The sequence below is a fragment of the Ilyobacter polytropus DSM 2926 genome (assembly GCF_000165505.1).
In the GTDB taxonomy this organism is placed as follows: Bacteria; Fusobacteriota; Fusobacteriia; order Fusobacteriales; family Fusobacteriaceae; genus Ilyobacter; species Ilyobacter polytropus.
This window is the reverse complement of record NC_014632.1, coordinates 508,733-531,430: the sequence shown is the minus strand read 5'-3', so window position 1 is coordinate 531,430 and position 22,698 is coordinate 508,733. Positions and strand designations below refer to the sequence as shown.

Here is a 22,698-nt window from a genome sequence, read left to right as displayed (position 1 = left end):
CCACATTTTTAAATTTTAAATCATCTATATTTTAGCTTTAAATCTGTCATATCTGAACGGAGTCACATCCAGTGTTGTCTCTTTATCCATCGCCATTTCACTAAGCAGCATCCCTACAGTAGGTGCGATACCAAATCCGTGCCCTGAAAAAGCACATGCAAGAATGAGTCCCGGAACTTCCTCCACATGACTCATTACAGGGATACCGTCTACACAATAATCTAGATGTCCGGCCCATGTACGGATGATCTTAAGATCACCTAAATCAGGAAAATACTTCATGATCCCTCTGCAGACTGCCGATGCTGTTTTACTGTTAGTAGCATGGATTCCACCATCTTTGTTAAAGGCTTCATGTCCTGAAGTTCCTCCAAAAACAAAGGAACCGTGGGTACTTTGGTGTCCATAAAAATCCGCTTCTGCTGTTCCCAGCATCTGATAAAACATCGGAGATTGTGCTTCTGTGACCAATACTTCCATTAAAATAGGATTCATCGGTACATCGACACCTACTGTTTCTGCAATTTTACGGCTTCCATATCCTGCTGCAAGGATGATTTTATCCCCTTCATAAATATTTTCTTTTGTCACTACCTGCCGGGCTTTACCTTTAATTTTCTTTATCTCGACAACTTCTTCCCCTGTAATAAAACAGGCACCAAGTTCACGGGCTTTTTTATAATATCCCAAAGTGACCAGCATAGGGTTCGCGTGGCCATCTGTAGGACACCAGCTCGCCCCTATAACTTCATCAGAGAGGTAAGGACATATTTCTCTGGCCTCGTCTCCTTCTACCATTTTTAGATCCAAACCTAAGGCTTTACTTCTGTCCACTATTCCCTGCAGTACTTTCAGATGTTCTTCAGTCTTCCCCAACCGAAGATTCCCTTCTTGATAGTACTCAACATCTACTCCCAATTCCTCAGAAAGGTTTGGCCAAAGATTTTTTACACCGTACATTGCCAGTGGAAGCTCGGCAGAATGACGCCCAGACTGTCTCACACCTCCACCGTTACGTGTCGATCCCCCGTCACCGATGCTTTCATCTTTTTCCAGTACAATAACGGATTTCCCTGCTTTTGCAAGATTATATGCAGTGGCATTCCCTATAACTCCACTTCCTATTATAATTACATCTGCTTTATTTATCATCTTCTCACCCCTTCCTCTCGTTCCCAAGAACTTTCATTTCGATGGGTCTCATTGGAGCTCTTGATACAGCCGATTCCAATTCTAAAGGAGAAATCCCCAATTCTTGGGAAATAATCTTTTTAACAAGTTTCCCGCAGGTCTGACCTTGGCACAACCCCATTCCAGTTCTCAAATATTTACGTACTTCTTGAAGCGTAAACATCCCTGCATGTATTGCTTGACGAATTTCACCCTTTGTTACTTCCTCACATCTGCAGATTATCGTATCATCATCAGCTTGAGGAATAAATTTTCCTATATCTTTTGAACGATCATTTATTTTACTCATATTATTTTACCTCCTGCAACTGCTTGAAGAAACGGGCTTTCATCCCCATATCATCTGTAACTTTAATAGTTAGCAAACTTGTTTGATCAAAATTCTTTGATGTCCTCACACCAACAACTTCAGCCTCACAAATTGGTTTACCACTACGATCCAATGCCTTTCCTTTGTCACCCTTTTCAGGCAATGGTAAAAATTCATAAGGCATAGTAATGTGAGTATATCCTTTTTCTTTATCCTCATCTATTAAGAATATTGATTGTCCTGAACACGATACTACACACAAGCCACAACCAGTACATTTTGTTGACTCGTCAAAAGCTGGCAATGTTGTGATATCAGAACCAATTTTTATACATCCTTTAGGACAGGCATCCTGACAAGGATTACACGGAATATTTTGTGAACACTCAATAATAGGATGTACTCCGCTTACTGATTTTACACCAGGATATTTTGTCACTTCGTCATCTGTTAAATAACCTTTTCTTAGTAAGTTGTTTGAAACATCAAAACCTTCATCAGTTTTAAGAATGTCTTTACCTCGATTTTCAGGGGCAAACATTCCCTGACGTAAGCTTATAAGAGAAGATTCTAGTTCTTCAGCTTCTTTTATCAATTCTTCTTTTTCTATATAACCCAAAGCGTGAGCAGCTGCAATTCCAGCTATTCTTCCTTCTATCATTGCAGAACTCGCTTCCTCTATACCCGATACATCCCCTGCAACAAATATCCCTGGAAGTGACGTGGCACCATAATTATCACAGACAGGAACCAGTCCTCCTTTTTTAGGATCTTCAATCATTTCACACCCTGCCATTTTTAATAGCTGAGATATAGGAGATAGACCTACAGCCAGACATATCGTGTCTACATCAAAGTGTTTTTCCGTTCCTTCTACAATCTGCCATTTACTGTCAACTTCTCCTACCACAACTCCATTAATACAGTCATCACCCTCTGCTTTGATAATTGTATGTGACAGGTAAAAAGGAACACCGCAACGTGCTATTTTTGCAGCATGAACACCATATCCACCGATTTTTGGTGCTGCATCTACAACTGCAACTACCTCACATCCTGCTTGTAACAGTTGATAACTTACAACCAAGCCTACATTACCACTCCCAAGCATTAGTATTTTTTTACCAGGTTTCACTCCGTGTAAATTCATCATAGTCTGTGCAGCTCCTGCACCTATAACACCTGGAAGTGTCCACCCGTCAAATGTAACCATGTTTTCAGATGCCCCTGTAGCTACTATAATTGAATCTGCTTTATAGTGTATTATTTCATCATCTATATTAACTGTTATCTCTTTTTCAGAATAAATTCCAATAACAATTGCATTCAACACAACTTTAACACCCAGCTCATTAGCTGTTTCAAGGAGCTCATCCCCGATTTTAAACCCTCTTATTTTAGCTTTATGTTCTTTGGATCCGAAAAATTTATGTATTTGCTTAAATAGTTGGCCACCTGGCTTAGAGTTTTCATCGAAAACAGCTACTTCGAGACCTCTTTTTGCAGCTTCAATGGCAGCTGAAAGTCCTGCAGGTCCTGCACCGACTACTATAAGATCATATCTTTTCATATTCATCCCATCCTTTTTGCTATTCTATAATTAAAATCTATAAATTAAACTGAACTCTTCTGCTAGGACTCTAATAAACTCATTTATTTCCTCTGTTATACTCTGTGTCCAAAATTTTACATTCTTTTAGTTTATTTTTATGATTTGTGACTAAAAATATAAGAAAATCAATAACTTACATCAATTATTCAAAAAGTAACTTTATTTAATTTCGTCTATTTTGCCTTTGCCGAAACACCATATTGAGTTTCAACTACCATTCCCTGCTCTAAAGGAGTAACACAGGTTCTCACATTTGCCTTGCCATTAACCACCATAACACAGTCTGTACAACGTCCTATAGCACAGAATACTCCCCTTGGAGAATGCTTGTGTGTGTGTCTGTGAACCATAACACCTGCAGCTTTTAAAGCTGCAGATATTGGTTCTCCCTCATGTCCTTTTAGCGGCTTACCGTCCATGGTAAAATCCACTAATTCACCTTTTTCTATCTTTCCCAGTACCGGGTGTTCTTCTATTCTCATGTGGAGACCCTCCTAATTTTTCAATTTTTTAAGTTAACTTTTTTATGTCAACTATTTTTCTTAGGCCAACTCTGGTTTTTCCCAAAGGTTAAGTTTTGTACCGATGCCTTTTTTAAGTGCATTTCTGTATACTATCGTTCCCCATGCTATGTCTTCAACAGGCATACCACCTACAGAGTATATTATTATCTCTTCATCATTACGACGGGCAGGAATTGTTCCCATTAAAATATCTCCGAGATCATGTATGTCATCTTTTGTTATTTTCCCTTCATGCAGTAAATCCATATTGTAACAAGCTGGAATAGGAATAGTATGGAATGTTGGATATGGATATTCCTCTGCCCATGCTTCATATAGATGTAAACAATCTACAACTGTTCTGGCTTTATTTACAATAAAATCTTCATCAAATCTTGCTGACGCAGGACAGCATATTACTGCTCCAGGTTTAATCCATTCCTCTTTTACATATGGATATTCATCAAGATTTCCAAGTGTTGCAGAAGTAGCTAAACATACAACATCAGCATCTTTAACTGCTGACTCTATATCATCAACGATTTCAATGTTTTTAACAGTTGGGAACTCCTCTTTTACATATTTTACGAAAGAATCTATTGATCCTTGACTTCTCCCCTTTATTTTCACTGTTTCAATCCCAGGTCTTACAGCTATAAATGAAGCTAAAGCTGTTTTCCCCATTACTCCAGGACCGACAATACCACAGACTTTGGCATTTTCATGTGCCAGATATTTCACTCCCACTCCAGGAATAGCTCCTGTTCTGTAGGCACTGAGAACGTTAGCTGACATATGTGCTACAGGTGCACCAGTATCTTTATCATTCAGTGTTAGCATAAGAATAGATCTTGGTAATCCCTTTTCTCTATTGTCAGAGTTTGATCCATACCACTTTGCTCCAGCCATATCAAATTGACCACCAAGATATGCAGGCATTGCCATAAATCTTCTGTCAGGGCCGTCTAAAGGCATATTAGGAAAAGGTGATTCTTCAGGAAAAGTTACCATACAGCCGTGAGAAAATCCGTTAGACCCACCCATTCTAAAATCTCCAACCTTAAGAAGTTTGAACATCTCCTCCATAGCATCTACACAACCACCCATATCTTTGACTCCAGCTTCAATCATATCCTTTTCACTTAAATAAATAAAATCTACTTTACTATCTTTCATATTCATTTCCCCCTAAAAAATTATTTTTATAATCCCTTTTTTAATTAACTGAAAACAGTTTCTAATTTTTTTTCATCATCGTAATCTGGATCATTATTTAAATCTAGATCGGAACTATTCTCATCTTGAGCAATTACTTCTTCCATACTTATAGTCTCAAAAAGACCTTTTTTCATAACAAACTTAACCCACACAAAACAATAAGCAACTAAAGCCATCATTAAGATTGCAGCGTTTGAATAGATAGCATTTCTTAAATCAGGTACATCTATAATGTGTGTCATCATATAGATCATTCCTAGAATCCCAACAATTTGAGGTAGCCCGAATAATTTGACACAGAAGCTTCTCTTAGCATCTGGATAACGCTTTCTAAGAACCAAGACATTTAAATGTGCTACAATATATGACGCCATCCAGAATAGACATCCTGTCAGAATAAATATTATTAAATCATCGGCTGATGTAATACCTGTAAGTAGAGCTGTTACAATTCCACCTGTAATAAGAAACAATCCATTATATGGCACTCCGTAACGATTAGTTTTTGTAAAAGCTTTTGGAAGCATTCCACCTTCAGCCATTCCCAATAGCATTCTAGGAATACCGGCAAGGATTGTATTTAATGTACTTACAACTGCACCTATACTTATAATAGTCATCCATCCGGTCCCTACCTTTCCTAACAAAAGTCTGGCGAAATCCATATGTGGCTGATTTGATGTCTGCAATATTTCATAAGGTACATAATTAGAGATACCGAATATCATAATTGATTGAACCACCATTAGTATAAGTAAGGCTAGTATCATCCCCCTAGGAATGTCTTTCTCTGGTTTTTTCATATCCTTTGTTAAAGGTAATACAAATTCAACTCCGATAAACAACCAGAAAGCCAAAGCTGTCATAGAAACAACTCCAAATCCCATAGGATTGAAAGCCTGATTCGCTTGGGTAACTACTTCACCAGAGCCAAGTTTCAAAGCTCCCATTACACCTATTATGATCATGGAACCTATCATTATAACTGTGGTAATCATCTGAGTTCTTGCATAGGAACGAATTCCGAAAACATTAATTATAAATAAGAATAAAATCGAAATAAGTGTAATCAATAAAGGACTGACATTGGGTAAAATAGATGAATTAACCACAAAACCAATCATAGCGGCTTCTGAACTGGCTGCCAAAATACCACAGATGATATATCCTCCAATAACGGCAATCATCGATACAAAAGGCCCCATTGCTGCTAATGTGTACTGACCCAACCCACCAGTAACAGGCATTAATCCGTTGAGTTCTGCAAAAGAAAAAGATACTAAAATATTTAATCCACAGGCAATAGCCAAAGCGATGATAAATCCCTTACCTGCAAAACCAACACCTTGTGATAATGTTACTAAACAACTGGTCGCCACAATTAGACCAATACCTGCTGAAATTGCACTCGATAACCCTAATTTTTGATTTGTCATACTGTAACCTCCTATTGAATAATTAGTTAAAATATGCCCTTGAATATCCCATAATATTGTTTCCCATATTTTTTACCTTATTTTTTGATTGTTGTTTGCATTTTCAAAATATTATAGTGATAATCTCCTGATTTTGATTATCTCAATAGATCTAAAAATTCAAGAAAAGGCTTTGAACAGATGCCAAGTAATGAAAAGTGTTAAATAGAAAATTAAATAGTTGAATTCTCATCTCATAAATTTTAAACTTCAGGAAGGATATCCATTTCTAGAGCATTAATGATACCAGCTTCTACCGATACTTTAAACCTCCTAATAATTTTTTTAAATCAAATTAAATTGAATTTATACCAAACAATATATCTATAACAAAAAAGTCGCATTACTTCCATCTGATATTCAGAGAAAGTAAAACGACTTTGTACCTTTCCAGGGTATTAAAGAGGGATCTCTTCTTTTTGCTGATAAGATGCCATTTACTTTTATATGATATATTATTTAATGATAGATAATTCAATATTTTATCAAAGTCGATTACCATAGTTATTTACTTGAAAATAGTTCCGGAAACTGACTTGTAAGATTTAATATACTAAGATTATAAAGGGTTTTCTTTTAAATCACAATGGTACAGGTCTCTAATTTTTTTGTGACGCGTCACAAAAAGAGTATATAAAGATAAAATTAATGGCTGATCCTTAAGTATTTAAGCACAAGAACTTACAATAGTTAAAAAATATTTTCAAAATATAATTATTGATAAAAATTCTAGTCAAACTAATATTATTTTGCTTTAAAGCTTTTAAATACAAGACACAAAGCCTTAAAATAGAGGAGATACATCCTTTAAAAAATTTATATCACGCAATTTTTTTCTATAAAACTAAAAAATAGAATATTTATCATTATCTGAACTCTCTATTTAATGAATAAAGATTCTCTTTATTATGTAGAATCTAAATAACATATATAGTGATGCATCACAAAGAACTTTTAAAACTTTACTAGAAGAGAACATAGCCAGCAACAAAAAAGTCCCCCCTTAATCAAATAGATACTAGAGTATCATTTAATAATTAAGAGAAGGACTTTAAAAGACAAAACCTTATTTCAAATGCTTCTTAATATGTTTTCTGAAAAAATATACATTTATATCTTTTCAAAATTTAAATTACTTTGATATTTCCTTAGGATTACCATCTTCGTCGATTGCCACATATACTACAGTAGCCTCTGTTACTTTTATACAAGTTTTTTCATACCTGTTTCTTTGGGCACAGACAACTACTTTTACAGTAATAGACGTATTTCCAATTTTTTCTATCTTTCCGTAACATGTTACCAAATCCCCTACATAGACAGGTTCTTTAAAAACAAAGTCAGTTACTTTTATCGTTACAATTCTGCTCTGGGCTCTCTGTGATGCAATAACTGCACCTGCCAAATCCACCTGTGCCATGATCCATCCCCCAAATACATCACCTGCTGGATTTGTGTCTGCTGGCATCGCCACCAAACGTAAAGCCGGTTCCATCTCATTTTGAAACCCTGTGTATTCCATACTCATATAATGCCCCCTTATTTTCAATTTGTAAGTATAATAATTTGTTGAAATATCCCATAAATTGATCTTTTATATTACCCCATAAAATCTATTTTAAAAATCAAAGCCAGTTTGTCTTAAAGCTTCATATAATATTATTGCTGCAGAATTTGAAAGATTCAGAGATCTTCCCATTTTTATCATAGGTATTGTTATGCAGTTTTCTTTGTTTGCCTCTAGTATCTCTTCTGGCACTCCTCTAGATTCAGGTCCAAAAACAATAAAATCGTTTTTTTCATATTTTACATCTGAATATTTTTTTTTTGTCTTGGTCGTAGCAAAATAAAAATTTGAATCAGGATTGGCTTTTATAAGTTCTTCTAGGCTATCCCAAGTATGAAGATCTACACTGTTCCAGTAATCTAGGCCTGCCCTTTTCACCTGCTTTTCATCTAGAGAGAATCCCATTGGTTTTATAAGATGAAGTGAGGTATTGGTAAGAACACAACTTCTTCCTATGTTTCCTGTATTGTAAGGTATCTCTGGATTCAGCAAAACTATATTCATCTAACTCCTCCTATAATATTACTGTCAGCTTAGTGTACTTTCCACAAACTGACTCTAGTTTTATTTCCATTCCTATTTTTTCGTAGTATTCTTTTACTATGGTCATTCCAAGACCTGTTCCATTTATTTTTGTAGTATAAAATGGTGAAAATACTTTCGATAAATTATCTTCAGGTATCCCGCAGCCATTGTCTTCAAATACCACAACATCTCTTCCGTCTTGTTCCTCAAATCTAAACAGTATATATCTGTTATCTTTCTTATAGTCCACATTTTCTGCTACATTTTTTAGGATATGACATACTGTTCTTGAAAAAGTTTTTTTATTGGCTTTTACCAATATTTTTTTCTCCTCCATGAATATTGGTTTTATTTCCAGTCTTTCAAATTTGTTTTTGAATTTTTTATAGATTTCCTTTACAACATCCTGAAAATAAAACTCTTCCTCTATACTAAGTGAATTCCTTGTCTGAGCATATTCCCCAACCTCGTCAGACATCTCTATTATCCTATCTGATTCATTAATTATATTTTCTAGATATATCTTTAGCTTTTCAGGATCATCTAGTTTATTTTTAGCCAGAGTTGCAAAGCCCTTTATTACTGATACAGGAGTTTTAAACTCATGAACTATGGAGTTGGCAAAATATCCTATGGTTTTTAATCTATCGTCTTTGAGTTCTTTTTTTTCTAAGTCTCTGTTATAAAGATACATAGATAAATTGTACTTAAATATATCTACGAGTTCCCGTTTTCTTTTACCCATTTTAAGAAGTTTTTTGTTTCCCGCCATAATAAGCACGCCATAATTTTTATCTGCATAACCCACTGGGATCACAGAAAAATTATTCAGCCTGCTGAGAAATGTATAGGGAGTCAATTCTGTAAATTTCTTTATATCATAAACTGGTTCCCCAATCTCTAATATCTCTTTTAAGAATGGTGCCTGATCTACCTCTATAATGTCACTGAGAGAATCATATATCTCATCTAATTCCTCTTCCTCTATTTTATCTAGATTAAAATATCCCTCCTTATACTGAAGAGTCTTAGACTCTTCATCATAATGGAAGTAATAACTCTCAACATACCCTAAGTCTAGTTTCCCGATCAAAAGAAGAAGAATGCAGAATATCACTCTACCTTCATTTTTTTCACTATAAATAACTGACATCATCTTTTCTATAGATTCAAATTCCTGGATCATATGTGAGATATCTTTTTCATTATTTGTAAGTTTTTTTCCAATAATTGTTTTTCTGCTTAGATTATAATTTATTTTACCCCACACACAATCACCTCCTTTATTCTGGTTTACTTGATATTATACAATTCCCTATATTCCTTCGCTGTTAGTTTCCCACTTCCTATTTTTTTCCCGCATATTTTTTTATTATCAGATATGCTGTAGCATCCTGAGTTTAGTGAATTTATGTGAGTCACTGCTATAGCCAAGGCATCTGCAGCATCATCAGGCTCTGGAAGCTCATTTAGTTTTAATATCTTCTGAACCATAATCTGAACCTGTTTTTTTTCAGATTTCCCGTATCCAGTTATCCCCATTTTTACCTGAAGAGGTGTATAACTGTCTAAACAGAGTCCCTGTTTCTCACCGCAGAGGATTATTACTCCTCTTGCCTGACCTACACTTATAACTGTTTTATTGTTTTTAAAATAAAAAAGCTCCTCCACAGCCATATGAGCGGGCTTATATTCTTCTATGAGAGCATAAAGTTCATCATATATTTTTTCAAGCCTTTTTGACATGGGAAGATCTTTGTCTGTATATATACATCCATAAGTTACCGTATCATAATTATTATTTTTAAAATCTACGATTCCGTATCCCACTGTTGCAGTTCCCGGATCAATACCTAAAACTCTCACTATTTATTTCACCCCTATTTAAAAGTTTACCATAGATTAAAAAAAAATTCTATAAAAAAGGATTTCTCATACTGCAACGTATATCTTACTTAGAAAACAAACTCTTATATTGAAAGGAGGGGGCCTTAAAAGGCTACGTAAAATGAATATATCCAATTATCTAAAAGAGATAAGCCACTATCCCCTCTTAACCAAGGAAGAAGAGATAGAATTTGCCTTGAAAGCCCAGAATGGAGACGAATCAGCTCATGAAAAGTTGGTTACATCCAACCTAAGACTCGTAGTAAGTATAGCAAAAAAATATATAAATATCGGCATTCCTGTCTTAGATCTCATACAAGAAGGAAATATCGGACTGATAAAAGCTGTCAGTAAGTTTGATACCACCATGGATAAAAGGTTTTCCACCTATGCCACTTTTTGGATAAAGCAGAGTATTTTAAGATATATTTCATCAAATAAAGGGGTTATAAGATATCCTACTTATATCTATGATAATATCTCAAAAATAAACAAATTCATAAGAGATTACAAAAATAAATATGGTTCCGTTCCATCTATTGAAGTTATCGCCACAGGCCTTGAATTCAAGAAAAAAGATGTGGAGAAATACCTCAATATTTTTGAACAATCCCTGAATTCACTTGAAGAATCCTACGGTGAAAACGGAGACCTTCACAGCATTATTCCAAGTGATGATCTTTTTGAAGAGCAGATAATAACAGACAGTGTAAACGAAGAACTTATAAGTAATTTAAAAATACTTAATTCCAAGGAAAGAGACGTCATCATACACAGATTTGGACTTTTCAACAAAAATGTTCTTACTCTAGAAGAGATAGGAAACCATCTGAACCTAACCAGAGAGCGAATAAGGCAAATTCAGCTCAAAGCTATCGATAAGTTAAGAGATAAGTTTAGGTATACTATGTAAAAAAAGAGAGGGTTAACTCTCTTTTTTTTGTTTCAGTATATACTTGGCAGCTTCTAATGAGGCTATTGTTCCATCTGCCACCGCTGTGGTAACTTGCCTTATAGCCTTTGATCTTATGTCACCCGCTGCATAGACTCCGTCTACCTCGGTCTTCATATCTTCTCCTGTTATTATGTATCCGTTTGGATCTAGTTTGGCAAATCCAGAAAAAAGTTCCTCTGTGGACCTCGTTCCTAAATATAAAAAAGTATAATCTAAAGAGTAACTTTCCTCTAGGCCATCTCTTGATACAACAACTTCTTCCACATAATCATTTCCCTTTATTTCAACAATACTGCTATTTGGAATTATTTTTACATTTTCATGGGATAAAAGAGCATTTTTTAGTTCCTCGTTGCATTTTAGACTGTTTTCCTTTGAGAAAATAAATATCTCCTTAGAGTATCTTGTGAGAAAAAGTGCCTCTTCTGCAACTTCATCCCCCTGACCGAATAAGCCCACCTTTAGATTTCTGGTAAAAGCCCCGTCACAGGTGGCACAATAGGATACCCCCTTTCCTATAAATTCCTGCTCTCCCTTTATCTTCTTAACACTATTTTTAGGCCAACCGCTGGCTATTATAACTGATTTACCGTGGTAATTTTCTACGTCTGTCTTTACGATCTTTGGTTCAGAGAAAATATCAAGTTCAAGAAAAGTCCCCTCTACAATATTTACATTATATTTTAAAGCATGTTCTTTTTTCAGCTGGTATAACTCTCTGCCTGTTATCCCGTCTGGAAATCCAGGATAATTGTCTATTTTATGGGCTGAAATAAGACTTCCTAGTTCTCTTTTTTCTATTACCAGAACATTTAACTGTGCACGGCCTGCGTATATGGCAGCTGTAAGCCCTGCAGGTCCCCCCCCTATAATTATCATGTCATATATTTTTTCCACAGTTCTCTCCTTTCAAAACAAAAGGAGACTGCCATCCGCTATGAGAAGACAGTCTCTAAATTTAGTTTTCCTCTAATTTAAGTTGTTTTATAAGTTCCTCCACATTCTTGTCAGCTATGGTATAGCACACCTTCTTACCATTTTTTTGACAGGTAAGTATTCCAGAATTTCTGAGATGTGCCAGATGTTGACTAGTACTAGACTGAGAAGACCCTATAGCTTCCTCTAGCATACTTACACAAAGAACACCTTTTTCAGAAAGCTCCTTTAAGATTCCAAGCCTTATGGGATTTGACATCATTTTAAACAGTAAGACAGCCTTATCAATTTCCACAACTCTACTCCTATTTACATATTATAATATCAGAATACTACTTTCCCTATGCATTGTCAAATTTTAAATAAGCCCATTCATCTGAAGAAATACTTTTTCTTCTCCAAGGGTAGTTACCTCTGTATGACCGCTGTAAACCTTTGTTTCACCTGGATATTCATTACATATTTTCCCCAAGCTCACAAATAAAACTTCTCCATTACCTGTTGGAAGATCATATCTACCATAACTTCTTTTAAAAAGAGTGTCTCCTGAAAGCATTATTTTTTCCTTGGAATTATAATAGCATTTTGATCCCACTGTATGCCCTGGAGTATCAATAACCTTGAATCCTCCTATCATATCTCCCTCTTTTACAGTTTTTACCTTCCCTTCATAAGTGAAACTTTTTCCTAAGAAAGCTGAAAGGTTTAAGTTGGCATCAGTAAGAAATTTTTCCTCTTCTTCCCCTATATAAATCTCTACATCTGAAACATGCTGAAGAAGTTTCTTTAGTCCCACTATATGATCGTGGTGTCCGTGAGTGAATATTACTTTTTTTAAAGTCAGTTCATTGGCTCTTAAAAATGCAAAAAGATTTTCTAGGTTTTCTCCACCGCAGTCAAAAAGAAAAGCCTCTTTTGTATCCTCATTCCAAGTAAGATAAGCACAAGACATCATCTCGCCCAAATAAAAAGTTTTTATTTTCATAGTTATTAGTACCTCCATTTTTAGATTTATTATAAGATAATTAAACTTATTTGTGAACCATTAAATTATTTTAAAAAAATCTCAACTTAAAATAACATCCCAAACTCTAATATTATGTAGTTCAAGTTGATATTTGAAATGAATTCTGATAAATTACTGACTTTATTTGAACCTGTTACTTTTCTCTTGAAAGAAAAGTAACCAAAAGTTCAAGAATTTTCAAATGTCTAGGAAGTATATATTTCTTTTATCGCCTTTGTAAGCTACAGTCCTCGGTTCCCTGCGGAACTTATTCTGTAGGACGGCTGAGTGCAGGTTCTTTTCTGTATAAGCCCTGCGACTTGAAAATTCAAAAAAATTTAAAACCATATGTTCTCACTTAAAAAGCAAGCGCAAAGGTTTACCAAGGTTTATGCACACAAAAGGTTTTTTAAGTTTTTGGCCATTGATAAAATAAGCGTTAAGAATGGCTGAGAGAAATCTCTAGAAAAAATCAACTGTCTGAGCGCAGCGAGTTTTGATTTTTACTTAGATTTCCGAAGGCATTTAGCTTATTTTTCACAGGCCTTGATTTTTGGTTACTTTTCATCAAGGAAAAGTAACGGAACTTTGGAGAAATTCAATACTTTAACCTAAATAAAGCGATAAATAAACTTTGGTTAGGTATGGTATTTATTTATTTTCAAATAGAAGTTTGCACAAAATCACATAGTTATAATATAATGATCTTATAACTATCTTTATATTTATAATAAAAAAATTAACTATAATATTTTTTTCAAGGAGGAACCATGTCCGAACTTAATAAAACTCCTAGTTCTAGCAGACTTCATATAGCTATATTTGGAAAAAGAAATATGGGAAAATCCACACTGATAAATGCCCTCACAGGGCAAAACCTTGCTATAGTTTCAGAATATGCAGGTACCACAACAGATCCTGTTTACAAAGCTATGGAAATCCTTCCAATCGGTCCCTGTGTCATAATAGACACCGCAGGACTAGATGACTTGGGAGATCTAGGAGAATTGAGAGTCAAAAAAAGTCTCGAAGTTTTAAAAAAAACCGATATTGCTCTTCTCACAGTTACCGGAGAAGGATTTAGTGACTTTGACAGAGAGATAATAAAACTTTTAGAGGAAAAAAATATTCCTTTTATAACAGTTATAAACAAAAAAGATATAATACCTGCAAATTCAGAATTCACAGAAGAATTGAAAATAAAAAATATCCCTTATGTAGCTGTATCGGCACAACTAAAAGAAGAGATACACACTTTAAAAGAGCTCATTATTAAATACTCTCCTAAGGAATTTGAACAACCTACCATAGTTGGAGATCTTATAAATCCTGGAGAGAGCATCGTTTTAGTAATCCCGGTAGATACAGGAATGCCCAAGGGAAGGCTCATCCTCCCTCAGGTACAGACTATGAGGGACATTCTAGACAATGACGGAGTCTTTCATGTTTGCAAAGAAAGGGAGCTTCGTTGGACTCTCGATAAGTTAAAAGAAAAACCGAAACTGGTAATAACTGATTCCCAGGAATTTTCAAAAGTTTCAGCAGATACTCCAGATGATATCCTCCTTACATCTTTTTCCATACTTTTTGCAAGATACAAGGGAGATCTCATGAAGATGGTCAAAGGCGCAAAAGCTTTAAAGAATTTAAAAGCCGGGGACAAAGTACTTATGGCAGAAGCATGTACACACCATGCTCAGCCTGATGATATCGGAAAAGTAAAAATTCCTAGATGGATTCGTCAGAACATAGAAAATGATCTCACTTTTGACTTTTGTGCAGGAAGAGATTATCCAGACAACCTTTCAGACTACAAGCTTGTGATACACTGTGGAGGCTGCACTCTAAACAGGAAAGAGATGCTTTCTAGAATCGAGGTGAGTTCAGTACAAGGAGTCCCTGTACTGAATTACGGACTCTGCATAGCCACTCTCCATGGAATTTTAGACAGGGCACTGAAACCTTTCCCAGAGGTATATTTCCAGTGGCTAGAAGATTAAGGAGGATACCTACAGATGAGAATTGAAAAAGACGGTATAGGGGAACTAGAAATACCTAAAACCAAATATTACGGAATCCACACTCAAAGAGCAATAGATAATTTCTACCTTAAAAATGGGAAAAAAACAAATCCAGAATTGATAAAAAGCTTTGCTCTGGTGAAACTTGCTGCTGCTGAAGCCAATTTCAAAGCTGGAAAACTTGATGAAGATAAAAAAAACTACATAGTTAGAGCCTGTGAAAGGGTTTATAATGGAGAGCTAGAATCTGAGTTCCCTCTTTCTTCAATCCAGGGTGGTGCAGGTACTTCTACAAATATGAATGCAAATGAGGTAGTTGCAAATGCTGCCCTAGAAGAGATGGGAGAAGAAAAGGGAAGATATGATCTCATAAACCCCATAGAAGATGTCAACCTCAGCCAGAGTACCAATGATACATATCCCACTGCAGTTAAAATAACTGTGATCAGAATCTTGAGAGAATTAGTAACAGAAGCCATGGCTCTGCAAGAAGAACTTCAAAAAAAAGAAAAAGAGTTCTCACCTATATTCAAATTAGGAAGAACACAGCTTCAAGATGCCGTCCCACTCACCTTAGGACAAAGTTTCGGTGCATTTGCCGAAGCTGTCTCTAGAGACAGGTGGAGACTGTACAAAATAGAAGAAAGAATCAGAAGAATCAACATCGGAGGAACTGCCATAGGAACCGGTATAGGGGCTAGCCTAAAGTATCGTTATTATGTGACTGAAGAGCTTAAGAGACTCACCGGATACGGCCTTGCAAGGGCAGAGAACCTAATAGATGCCACTCAAAACCTAGATGTTTTTGTAGAAATCTCAGGCCTTCTTAAAACAATGGCCGTCAACCTAAATAAGATATCTAACGACCTAAGGCTTATGTCTTCAGGTCCAAATGGTGGTATAGGAGAGATAAAACTTCCTTCAATACAGATGGGATCCTCTATAATGCCGGGAAAAATAAACCCTGTAGGAGCAGAATTTATAAAACAGATATTTCATAAGGTACAGGGAAATGACCTTATTGTTTCAGCGGCGGCAGCTGAAGGAGAGTTTGAATTAAATGCACTCACTCCAATTATTTCTGAATCTGTTCTTGAAAGTATAGAGGTTTTAAGAGATGGTATAAAAATGTTTAGAGAAAAGGTTATCAAAGGAATTACCGCTGATAAAGAAAGATGTGAAAAACACCTGAGAGCTAGCCTCTCAACTATAACAAGTCATATAGACCAACTAGGTTATGAGCTTTTATCGGAAATTCTGAAAGAATGTGAAAAAACAGGAAAATCATATGATGAGCTTTTAAAAGAGAAAGGTTTGGTAAAGGAGTGATTTATGAAAAACAAATTTAATATTTTTATAATTTTGATACTTTTACTTATATCTGGATGTTCTGCCGTATCAAAAAAAACCGAAGTTTATTCCAAGACTCACACTCTAAAAGGTATGGCTTCATGGTATGGAAAAGATTTTCATGGGCGGTTAACTGCCAGCGGAGAAAAGTATAATATTAGATATTATACTGCTGCACACAAATCCCTTCCTTTTGGAACTATCGTGCGTGTCACTAATTTAAACAATGGAAAAAGTGTAAGAGTAAAAATAAATGATCGTGGCCCTTTTGTTAAAGGTCGAGTTATAGACCTCAGTCCTAAGGCCTTTAAAAGTATAGCCTCGCTCAATAGCGGAGTGATACCTGTAAAAATTGAAATTTTAGACGACTCGGAGACATTCAGATATAAAAGTTAATTTCAATAATAAACTTTCAAATTAATAGGAAGCATTGCACAATCATAACTTTATTGGCAATGCTTCCTATTTGCTTATTGTTTCTAGAACCTTAGTTGCTAACTCATCATCTATAATAAGATGCGTTATTAATCCAGTTTTCAGAGCCCCAATTACTGCTTTAACATTTGTATCAGAAGAACAAACCCCGATAACTGTTTCAGTATTTTTAAGATCAGATAAACTAATATGATTTGTATAGTCACTTGAACTCTTTAAAATTTCACCATTTATATTATAATAATATGAAATCATATGACCAATAATTTTTTTTGTATTTAGGCTTTCACCAAAACGTGAGGCCGTTGCAAAATCAGGCACTGACGGGTGATTATCTATATTTAATATGGCAATATCCAGAGAATTCCAAAGATTATTTATTATCTTTTGATTTTCCAAGTTTAAAAAACCTTCAAATTCTTCTTTACTTGCAAAAAATGTTGGAGAATATATATAAAATGGCTTGAGTCCCATTTTTTCTCCTAATTTTCTGACAAGTGAGTCAGGATGATATTCTTCATAAGGAGTTACCGAGTTACCTAACAATGGACAGATACTCCCCGAAGTTTTTACAGAAGATGTTTCACTTATTCTTTTCACAATAGAATTCATCATCTTACCCCAACCAAGTCCTATTTTATTGGATTTAGTTAGTTTATTCATGATATATATTGCACTTTCATTGGTTATAAAAGCATTATTTACTTTCTCAGAAGCTGCTCCATGGACTATAATTCCACCCTTTAAATTAAATGTCTCTTTTATATTTTTTAAAAGCTCTTCATTTTGTTCGAGAGGAGAGGTTATCGTTATTTTAACAATCCCCAAATTCTTTGCCTCGGCCAGCATTTTGCTTATAGATGGCCTAGAGATAGATAAAGCTTTGGCTATTTCATTTTGTGTCAAATTTTGTTCATAATACATCCTGGCAACATCTACAATTTTTTTTATTTTATCAATCTCATAAATCATTAGAAAACACTCCAAAATATTATTTTTTAAAACATTATACAATAAAGTAATAAATTTTGTCACCCAAAGATTCTCCAATTAAAAATTCTTAAAATAAAAACTAAACCTTTTCGGTTATTGATGACATAAGATCAGTAACCGAAAAGGTCTTATTCTTCAATATTAATTTCTAAATTCTGTAAATTCAAATATGAAACCATCTATATCAGCAAACCTTATAAACATTCCGCCACAGTCCATCTCTTCTGATAAAATTTCAGTCGCCTTTGAAACTTCTTCCTCTATCGAATCTACTTTTATTGCAATATGAGGTTCTGTTTGGATTCTTTTATGTAAGGGAGAACCGTCTTCAAATCTTAAAAATTCATACTTAAAAGGATGGTTTTCCGGATCTGTTAAGTGAACTTTTAAACCATCATTATATGCTTCCCCGTCTACAGGTACATTTGTTATAACTCCAACATGTAATATCTCCATTTTTTTCTCCTTTTTTTATTTGCTTAAAACCATTTCATATTTTGTTCTAAATAAAATAGTAAAATATCCTGCTAATAACCCCAATATACAATAGATCATTATTGTAACAGTCGCATTTAAAAATGATGCTCCTGGAACATAACTCATGAAACCAAAGAATGCTCCTGCCCCTATAAAAAGACCCGGTACAAAGTCAAACCATTCACCTGATTTTTCTAGACATATAACAGGTACAACACATATTAAGATCGCCATCGGAAACCCGAAAAATCCCAATATTGACGCCAAAGTTCCCCCTAATATCATTATGATAATAGAAGCGATGCATCCTAGTAGATAACTATTAAATGTTCTAATAGCGCCTTTAGGTGTACAACCGGCTAAAAAGTAACAGGCCCACGCTTGAAAAGAAACCCATCCAAACCCCGTACCTACCGATGAAATATTTAAAACTGAAGTTTGATCTATCACTTGTACTACCATTGCAATAGCTGCTACAATTATCGGACCAACTATATATTCTTTTTTAGTCATTTCGCCCTCCTTACTTCTTACATATAAACTGATTATTTTTATTTATTCTTCAGATAAATTTCATATGCTTCCTCATCTGTGTAATTTTTATGTACAATAAGACTTACAGCCTCTGCCATGGCTACAGGATTTTCAGCTTGAAAGATATTTCTTCCCATGTCTACACCTCTAGCACCTGCTTTTATAGCCATGTATGTAAGATTTAAGGCATCTTTTTCTGGTATTTTTTTCCCTCCTGCAACTACAATCGGAACAGGACAGGCTGCAACTACCTCTTCAAATCCTTCACAATAATATGTTTTAATTATATGAGCTCCGAATTCAGCAATCATCCTAGTTGCCAATAAAAAATATTCTTTTGTTCTACTCATTTCTTTCCCTACTGCAACTACCCCCATTGTTGGTATACCATACCTAGTTCCCTCATTTACTGCTCTGTTTAACTCTTTCAAATTTTCATGTTGATTTTTAGAACCAATAAAAACCTGAATAGCCATACAAGAAGCATTCATTCTTATAACTTCTTCTGTATCCACCACCTTAAATTCATTTGACAGATCATCATCTAATACAGATCTTCCCGCAGTGCACCTCAAAGCTATTCCTTTACCACAAGCCGGAGATATACAACTCCTTAGTCCTCCTCTTGTTGCCATCAATACATCGATGTGAGGCAGTAATGGAGGAACCACTATATCCAACCTTTCCAATCCAGATGTTGGCCCCATTATATATCCATGATCAAAAGCTAAAATTACCGAGTTCCCAGATTCTTCGTTAAATATCTTTGAAAGCCTTGTTTTCATTCCCCAATCGCTGTGATTTAAGCCCTTCACATGAAATCCTTCTAATGTTGATTTTTTATCTAAATGAAAATTCTTGGAAACTTTGTTTCCTTCTAAATCTGCCATTTTATCTCTCCTCAATATTTAAAATTATTATTTAGAATAATATGGTGTTTTACAAGGTTCATTCCAGTAAGATTGTAACTCATTATCCATTCTTGCTATGAATAACTGGAATCCAGACGTTTCTTGAACTGTCAAAATTTCACCTACCATATTTCCGACTACCTCTATACCTTTTTCTTCCAAGTGCTTTACAGCCCTTCTGTAAACAATTAGCATCTCCATTAAAGTTGTTGCTCCAGATCCATTTACCACAACCATTAACTTTTCCCCTGACTTTATTTTCAAATCATCCAATACTTTTTCCATTAAAATATCAGTAGTCACATCTGCTGTCTCCATAGGTATTTTTTCTCCGCCCCCTTCTCCGTGCTGTCCCATTCCGACACCCATTTCTTCCTCATCTAACTCTGCCAAAGGTCCACCGGTTGCTGGATGAGTAGCTCCACGGAGTGATACAGAGATCGCTGCCATATTATCTGCATAACGTTGAGACACATTTGCTACTTCTTCTAAGGATTTTCCCTGTAAAGCTGCTCCTCCTGCAATTTTGTATAAAGGAACACACCCTACAAAACCCCTTCTGTTATCTGCATCTTCTCTCGGAGCCGACGAGATATCTTCTTGTGTTACTACTTTAGCTACATTAATTCCCATTTTTTTTATTTTTTTCATAGTAAGGTTTGCTGTCAACATATCCCCCGAATGATTTAATACTACAAACAAAACCCCATGACCTTTGTCTGCCATCTGAATTGCCTTTACACAACTATCTGGACCAGGTGCAGCAAATATATCTCCACAAACTGCTATGTCAACCATACCTTTACCTACAAACCCTTGTAGTGCCGGCTCATGACCTGTACCGCCTAATGTTACCACTGTCACACGATCTGCTGTTTCTAGATCCTTACTTACAACCAGATGTCCCTCTACCAAAGTAAGTATCTCTTTGTTGGCCAGTGCCAGTCCTTCCAATAATTCCTGTGTTAAATTCTCCGGGTTGTTTATAAATTTCTTCATTTTCATTTTTTAATCCTCCCCTGTTATTTTTTTATTCCTTCATTGAATCCCATAAAAATTAAACTTAAAGACATAGCACCTGCATCCATATAGCCAATTGTTTCATCTTTAAAAAATCTAGCTCTTCCAAATTTAGAAGGAAACTCTTTAGATTTTTCTGCTCCTCTACAGGCAGCATCTGCTATCTCGGTTATGCACTCTGGTAATTCTAAAGAAGATTTTTTTGCACATTCTGCTGCAGGAATAAGTGTATCCATCATTGTTTTATCTCCTACCTTCGCTTTTGTGATCATTTGCATATTTTCCAAAGAACTTAAAATCATTTTTTTAAATACTTTATTATCTATCTCTTCTGAGTTTTCTATCCCTTCTCCCAATCCTTGAAAAAAAGTTCCGTAGAGAGGTCCCGCAGACCCTCCATTTACATCCATTATTTCTTCTCCCATATTTTCAAAAAATTCATATACCGATTCATTTTCCCAATTATTTATGCATTTTTTTATGATATTGCTTATCTTTGACATTGTTACACCGTGGTCACCGTCACCAAATTTTGCATCTATATTTCCAAGTTTATCTATGTTTTTATCTATTAATTGACAACTTGAATTGAGCATATCTACAAAATTTTCTTTGTTTAAAATCATTTCCATCCATCCTAAACAACTTATTTATTAAGTCTTTCTACTAATTTATACATTTGTATTTTACAAATGTCAAGGGATAAAAAGAATTTTTTTACATTTGTTCCAAACATTTGTTCTGGAAAGCTTATTAAATCTAATTTCTAGTTTTTCAAAAGAAAAATAATATTATTTATAAATTTTCCAAACAAAAAATAAGTTTGCCCTAGGTAGTTTTCTACCTAGGGCAAACTTATGCATTTTAGTATATTATTCAACGGCTCCTCTACTTTTCAGCAAAACCGTCATTTTTGCATCTTTATTTTCTTTTGCAAGAGAAAGGGCACTATCGCCATAAGACATATAGTTTACATCAATCCCCATTTCCAAGAGCTTTTCTACCTCGTCATAGTATCCGTTGGATACACATTTGAGATAAACTTCTCCCATAATTGTTTCATCATCTTTATTTTCAGCCTTTATTCTATATCCATCTTCTAAAAGAAGAGAGATAATGTTTTTATTGAAAGCATAATAGACAGCATAATTCCCCTGAGAATCTCTGTAAAATAAATCTACATCCTCTATTATAAGTTCCTTAACTATTTCCTCTTTTGAGTTCACGACGGCCCATATTAAAGGAGTCCACATATTTTCATCAACAGAATTAACTTTGGCCCCTTTTTTTATAAGAAGTTTTGTATATTCATCTGGCTTATGCTTTATGAAATAAATTAAAAGTGGTTCTCCTTCACCGTTAACAAAGTTAACATTTGCACCATTATCTACAAGAAGATTTAAAATGTCAAGATTTTCTGCAAAATAAATCGCTGTTCTTCCAGGTACAGTTATGTTTGTGTTTTTTCTTGATTTTGAAAATGTTCTTTCCTCAAGAAGAGCACCCCTTAAAGCTAGAAGATTAATCACATTTTTGGAATTACCTTTTACAGCTTTTATTAAAAGGGTTTCTCCCAATTCATCTTTATAATTTATTGGAAATCCATTATCTAAAAAAAGTTTTACACTGTCCGAGTCATCTAAAAATATAGATGTATAAACATCTTCAGGAGTCACTTTGACATTGTCAATATCGATCCCTCCATCAGTCTGTCTATTACTACAACCTATTAATATCAAAATTGTCAAAAGCATAAAGACTATTTTCTTCAT

24 protein-coding genes are annotated in these 22,698 nt (G+C 34.8%); 4 read left to right on the top strand and 20 right to left on the bottom strand.

Translation table 11 applies throughout. From position 1 onward, the window contains the following. Positions 1–24: 24 nt before the first annotated feature. The 10 genes from ILYOP_RS02445 to ruvC form a co-directional block, all read right to left on the bottom strand. The gene (locus tag ILYOP_RS02445; RefSeq protein WP_013386927.1) at positions 25–1,152 is read right to left on the bottom strand and encodes an NAD(P)/FAD-dependent oxidoreductase; all 1,128 of its coding nucleotides are present in this window, start codon (positions 1,150–1,152) and stop codon (positions 25–27) included. A gap of 4 nt (positions 1,153–1,156) precedes the next feature. After that, positions 1,157–1,480: a (2Fe-2S)-binding protein gene (locus ILYOP_RS02440; protein ID WP_013386926.1), complete on the bottom strand. Its 324-nt coding sequence runs from the start codon at positions 1,478–1,480 to the stop codon at positions 1,157–1,159. Between the two features lies 1 nt (position 1,481). Then, a complete protein-coding gene (locus ILYOP_RS02435; RefSeq protein WP_013386925.1) occupies positions 1,482–3,071 on the bottom strand; it encodes an FAD-dependent oxidoreductase in 1,590 nt (529 codons plus the stop codon). Between the two features lie 215 nt (positions 3,072–3,286). Further along, positions 3,287–3,595 carry a (2Fe-2S)-binding protein gene (locus tag ILYOP_RS02430; RefSeq protein ID WP_013386924.1) on the bottom strand — a complete coding sequence of 103 codons (309 nt, stop codon included), beginning with the start codon at positions 3,593–3,595 and terminating at the stop codon, positions 3,287–3,289. A gap of 60 nt (positions 3,596–3,655) precedes the next feature. Beyond that, entirely contained in the window at positions 3,656–4,792 is a 1,137-nt protein-coding gene (locus tag ILYOP_RS02425; RefSeq protein WP_013386923.1) for an ornithine cyclodeaminase family protein, read from the bottom strand. 44 nt (positions 4,793–4,836) lie between these two features. Next, complete coding sequence (locus tag ILYOP_RS02420) at positions 4,837–6,270, bottom strand: APC family permease (RefSeq protein WP_013386922.1); 1,434 nt, start codon at positions 6,268–6,270, stop codon at positions 4,837–4,839. A 1,171-nt stretch (positions 6,271–7,441) separates the two neighbouring features. Next, positions 7,442–7,837: an acyl-CoA thioesterase gene (locus ILYOP_RS02415; RefSeq protein ID WP_013386921.1), complete on the bottom strand. Its 396-nt coding sequence runs from the start codon at positions 7,835–7,837 to the stop codon at positions 7,442–7,444. Positions 7,838–7,927: 90 nt separating this feature from the next. Beyond that, positions 7,928–8,380: a tRNA (cytidine(34)-2'-O)-methyltransferase gene (locus ILYOP_RS02410; protein WP_013386920.1), complete on the bottom strand. Its 453-nt coding sequence runs from the start codon at positions 8,378–8,380 to the stop codon at positions 7,928–7,930. Between the two features lie 10 nt (positions 8,381–8,390). Further along, entirely contained in the window at positions 8,391–9,671 is a 1,281-nt protein-coding gene (locus tag ILYOP_RS02405) for a sensor histidine kinase (RefSeq protein ID WP_013386919.1), read from the bottom strand. Positions 9,672–9,694: 23 nt separating this feature from the next. Next, positions 9,695–10,267 carry a crossover junction endodeoxyribonuclease RuvC gene (gene ruvC, locus ILYOP_RS02400; RefSeq protein WP_013386918.1) on the bottom strand — a complete coding sequence of 191 codons (573 nt, stop codon included), beginning with the start codon at positions 10,265–10,267 and terminating at the stop codon, positions 9,695–9,697. A gap of 142 nt (positions 10,268–10,409) precedes the next feature. Here ruvC and ILYOP_RS02395 point away from each other — a divergent pair, with 142 nt between their 5' ends. Then, the gene (locus ILYOP_RS02395) at positions 10,410–11,201 is read left to right on the top strand and encodes a sigma-70 family RNA polymerase sigma factor (protein WP_013386917.1); all 792 of its coding nucleotides are present in this window, start codon (positions 10,410–10,412) and stop codon (positions 11,199–11,201) included. A 12-nt stretch (positions 11,202–11,213) separates the two neighbouring features. Here the strand turns inward: ILYOP_RS02395 and ILYOP_RS02390 are convergent, their stop codons facing one another. From ILYOP_RS02390 to ILYOP_RS02380, 3 genes are all read right to left on the bottom strand, one after another. Continuing rightward, positions 11,214–12,140: an NAD(P)/FAD-dependent oxidoreductase gene (locus ILYOP_RS02390; protein ID WP_013386916.1), complete on the bottom strand. Its 927-nt coding sequence runs from the start codon at positions 12,138–12,140 to the stop codon at positions 11,214–11,216. Positions 12,141–12,201: 61 nt separating this feature from the next. Then, the gene (locus ILYOP_RS02385) at positions 12,202–12,474 is read right to left on the bottom strand and encodes an ArsR/SmtB family transcription factor (RefSeq protein WP_013386915.1); all 273 of its coding nucleotides are present in this window, start codon (positions 12,472–12,474) and stop codon (positions 12,202–12,204) included. 63 nt (positions 12,475–12,537) lie between these two features. After that, positions 12,538–13,164 (bottom strand): MBL fold metallo-hydrolase, encoded by a 627-nt coding sequence (locus ILYOP_RS02380; protein ID WP_013386914.1) that lies wholly within the window; start codon positions 13,162–13,164, stop codon positions 12,538–12,540. Positions 13,165–13,955: 791 nt separating this feature from the next. On the opposite strand from ILYOP_RS02380, the gene hydF reads away from it, so the two are divergent. From hydF to ILYOP_RS02365, 3 genes are read left to right on the top strand one after another with little or no spacing between them, the layout of a single operon-like run. Beyond that, the gene (gene hydF, locus ILYOP_RS02375) at positions 13,956–15,185 is read left to right on the top strand and encodes a [FeFe] hydrogenase H-cluster maturation GTPase HydF (RefSeq protein ID WP_013386913.1); all 1,230 of its coding nucleotides are present in this window, start codon (positions 13,956–13,958) and stop codon (positions 15,183–15,185) included. A gap of 15 nt (positions 15,186–15,200) precedes the next feature. Beyond that, entirely contained in the window at positions 15,201–16,535 is a 1,335-nt protein-coding gene (locus tag ILYOP_RS02370; RefSeq protein WP_013386912.1) for an aspartate ammonia-lyase, read from the top strand. 3 nt (positions 16,536–16,538) lie between these two features. After that, entirely contained in the window at positions 16,539–16,952 is a 414-nt protein-coding gene (locus tag ILYOP_RS02365; RefSeq protein ID WP_013386911.1) for a septal ring lytic transglycosylase RlpA family protein, read from the top strand. A 66-nt stretch (positions 16,953–17,018) separates the two neighbouring features. Here ILYOP_RS02365 and ILYOP_RS02360 read toward each other — a convergent pair whose 3' ends face one another. The 7 genes from ILYOP_RS02360 to ILYOP_RS02330 form a co-directional block, all read right to left on the bottom strand. After that, positions 17,019–17,963, bottom strand: coding sequence for a sugar-binding transcriptional regulator (locus ILYOP_RS02360; RefSeq protein ID WP_013386910.1), 945 nt, complete (start codon positions 17,961–17,963; stop codon positions 17,019–17,021). A gap of 162 nt (positions 17,964–18,125) precedes the next feature. Further along, positions 18,126–18,440: a VOC family protein gene (locus tag ILYOP_RS02355; RefSeq protein WP_013386909.1), complete on the bottom strand. Its 315-nt coding sequence runs from the start codon at positions 18,438–18,440 to the stop codon at positions 18,126–18,128. 15 nt (positions 18,441–18,455) lie between these two features. Continuing rightward, positions 18,456–18,974, bottom strand: coding sequence for a DUF1097 domain-containing protein (locus ILYOP_RS02350; protein ID WP_013386908.1), 519 nt, complete (start codon positions 18,972–18,974; stop codon positions 18,456–18,458). 38 nt (positions 18,975–19,012) lie between these two features. Continuing rightward, positions 19,013–19,885, bottom strand: coding sequence for a 3-hydroxy-5-phosphonooxypentane-2,4-dione thiolase (gene lsrF / locus ILYOP_RS02345; protein WP_013386907.1), 873 nt, complete (start codon positions 19,883–19,885; stop codon positions 19,013–19,015). Positions 19,886–19,912: 27 nt separating this feature from the next. After that, the gene (locus ILYOP_RS02340) at positions 19,913–20,911 is read right to left on the bottom strand and encodes a dihydroxyacetone kinase subunit DhaK (protein WP_013386906.1); all 999 of its coding nucleotides are present in this window, start codon (positions 20,909–20,911) and stop codon (positions 19,913–19,915) included. A gap of 17 nt (positions 20,912–20,928) precedes the next feature. Continuing rightward, complete coding sequence (dhaL, locus tag ILYOP_RS02335) at positions 20,929–21,558, bottom strand: dihydroxyacetone kinase subunit DhaL (protein ID WP_083789070.1); 630 nt, start codon at positions 21,556–21,558, stop codon at positions 20,929–20,931. Between the two features lie 240 nt (positions 21,559–21,798). Further along, complete coding sequence (locus ILYOP_RS02330; protein WP_013386904.1) at positions 21,799–22,698, bottom strand: ankyrin repeat domain-containing protein; 900 nt, start codon at positions 22,696–22,698, stop codon at positions 21,799–21,801.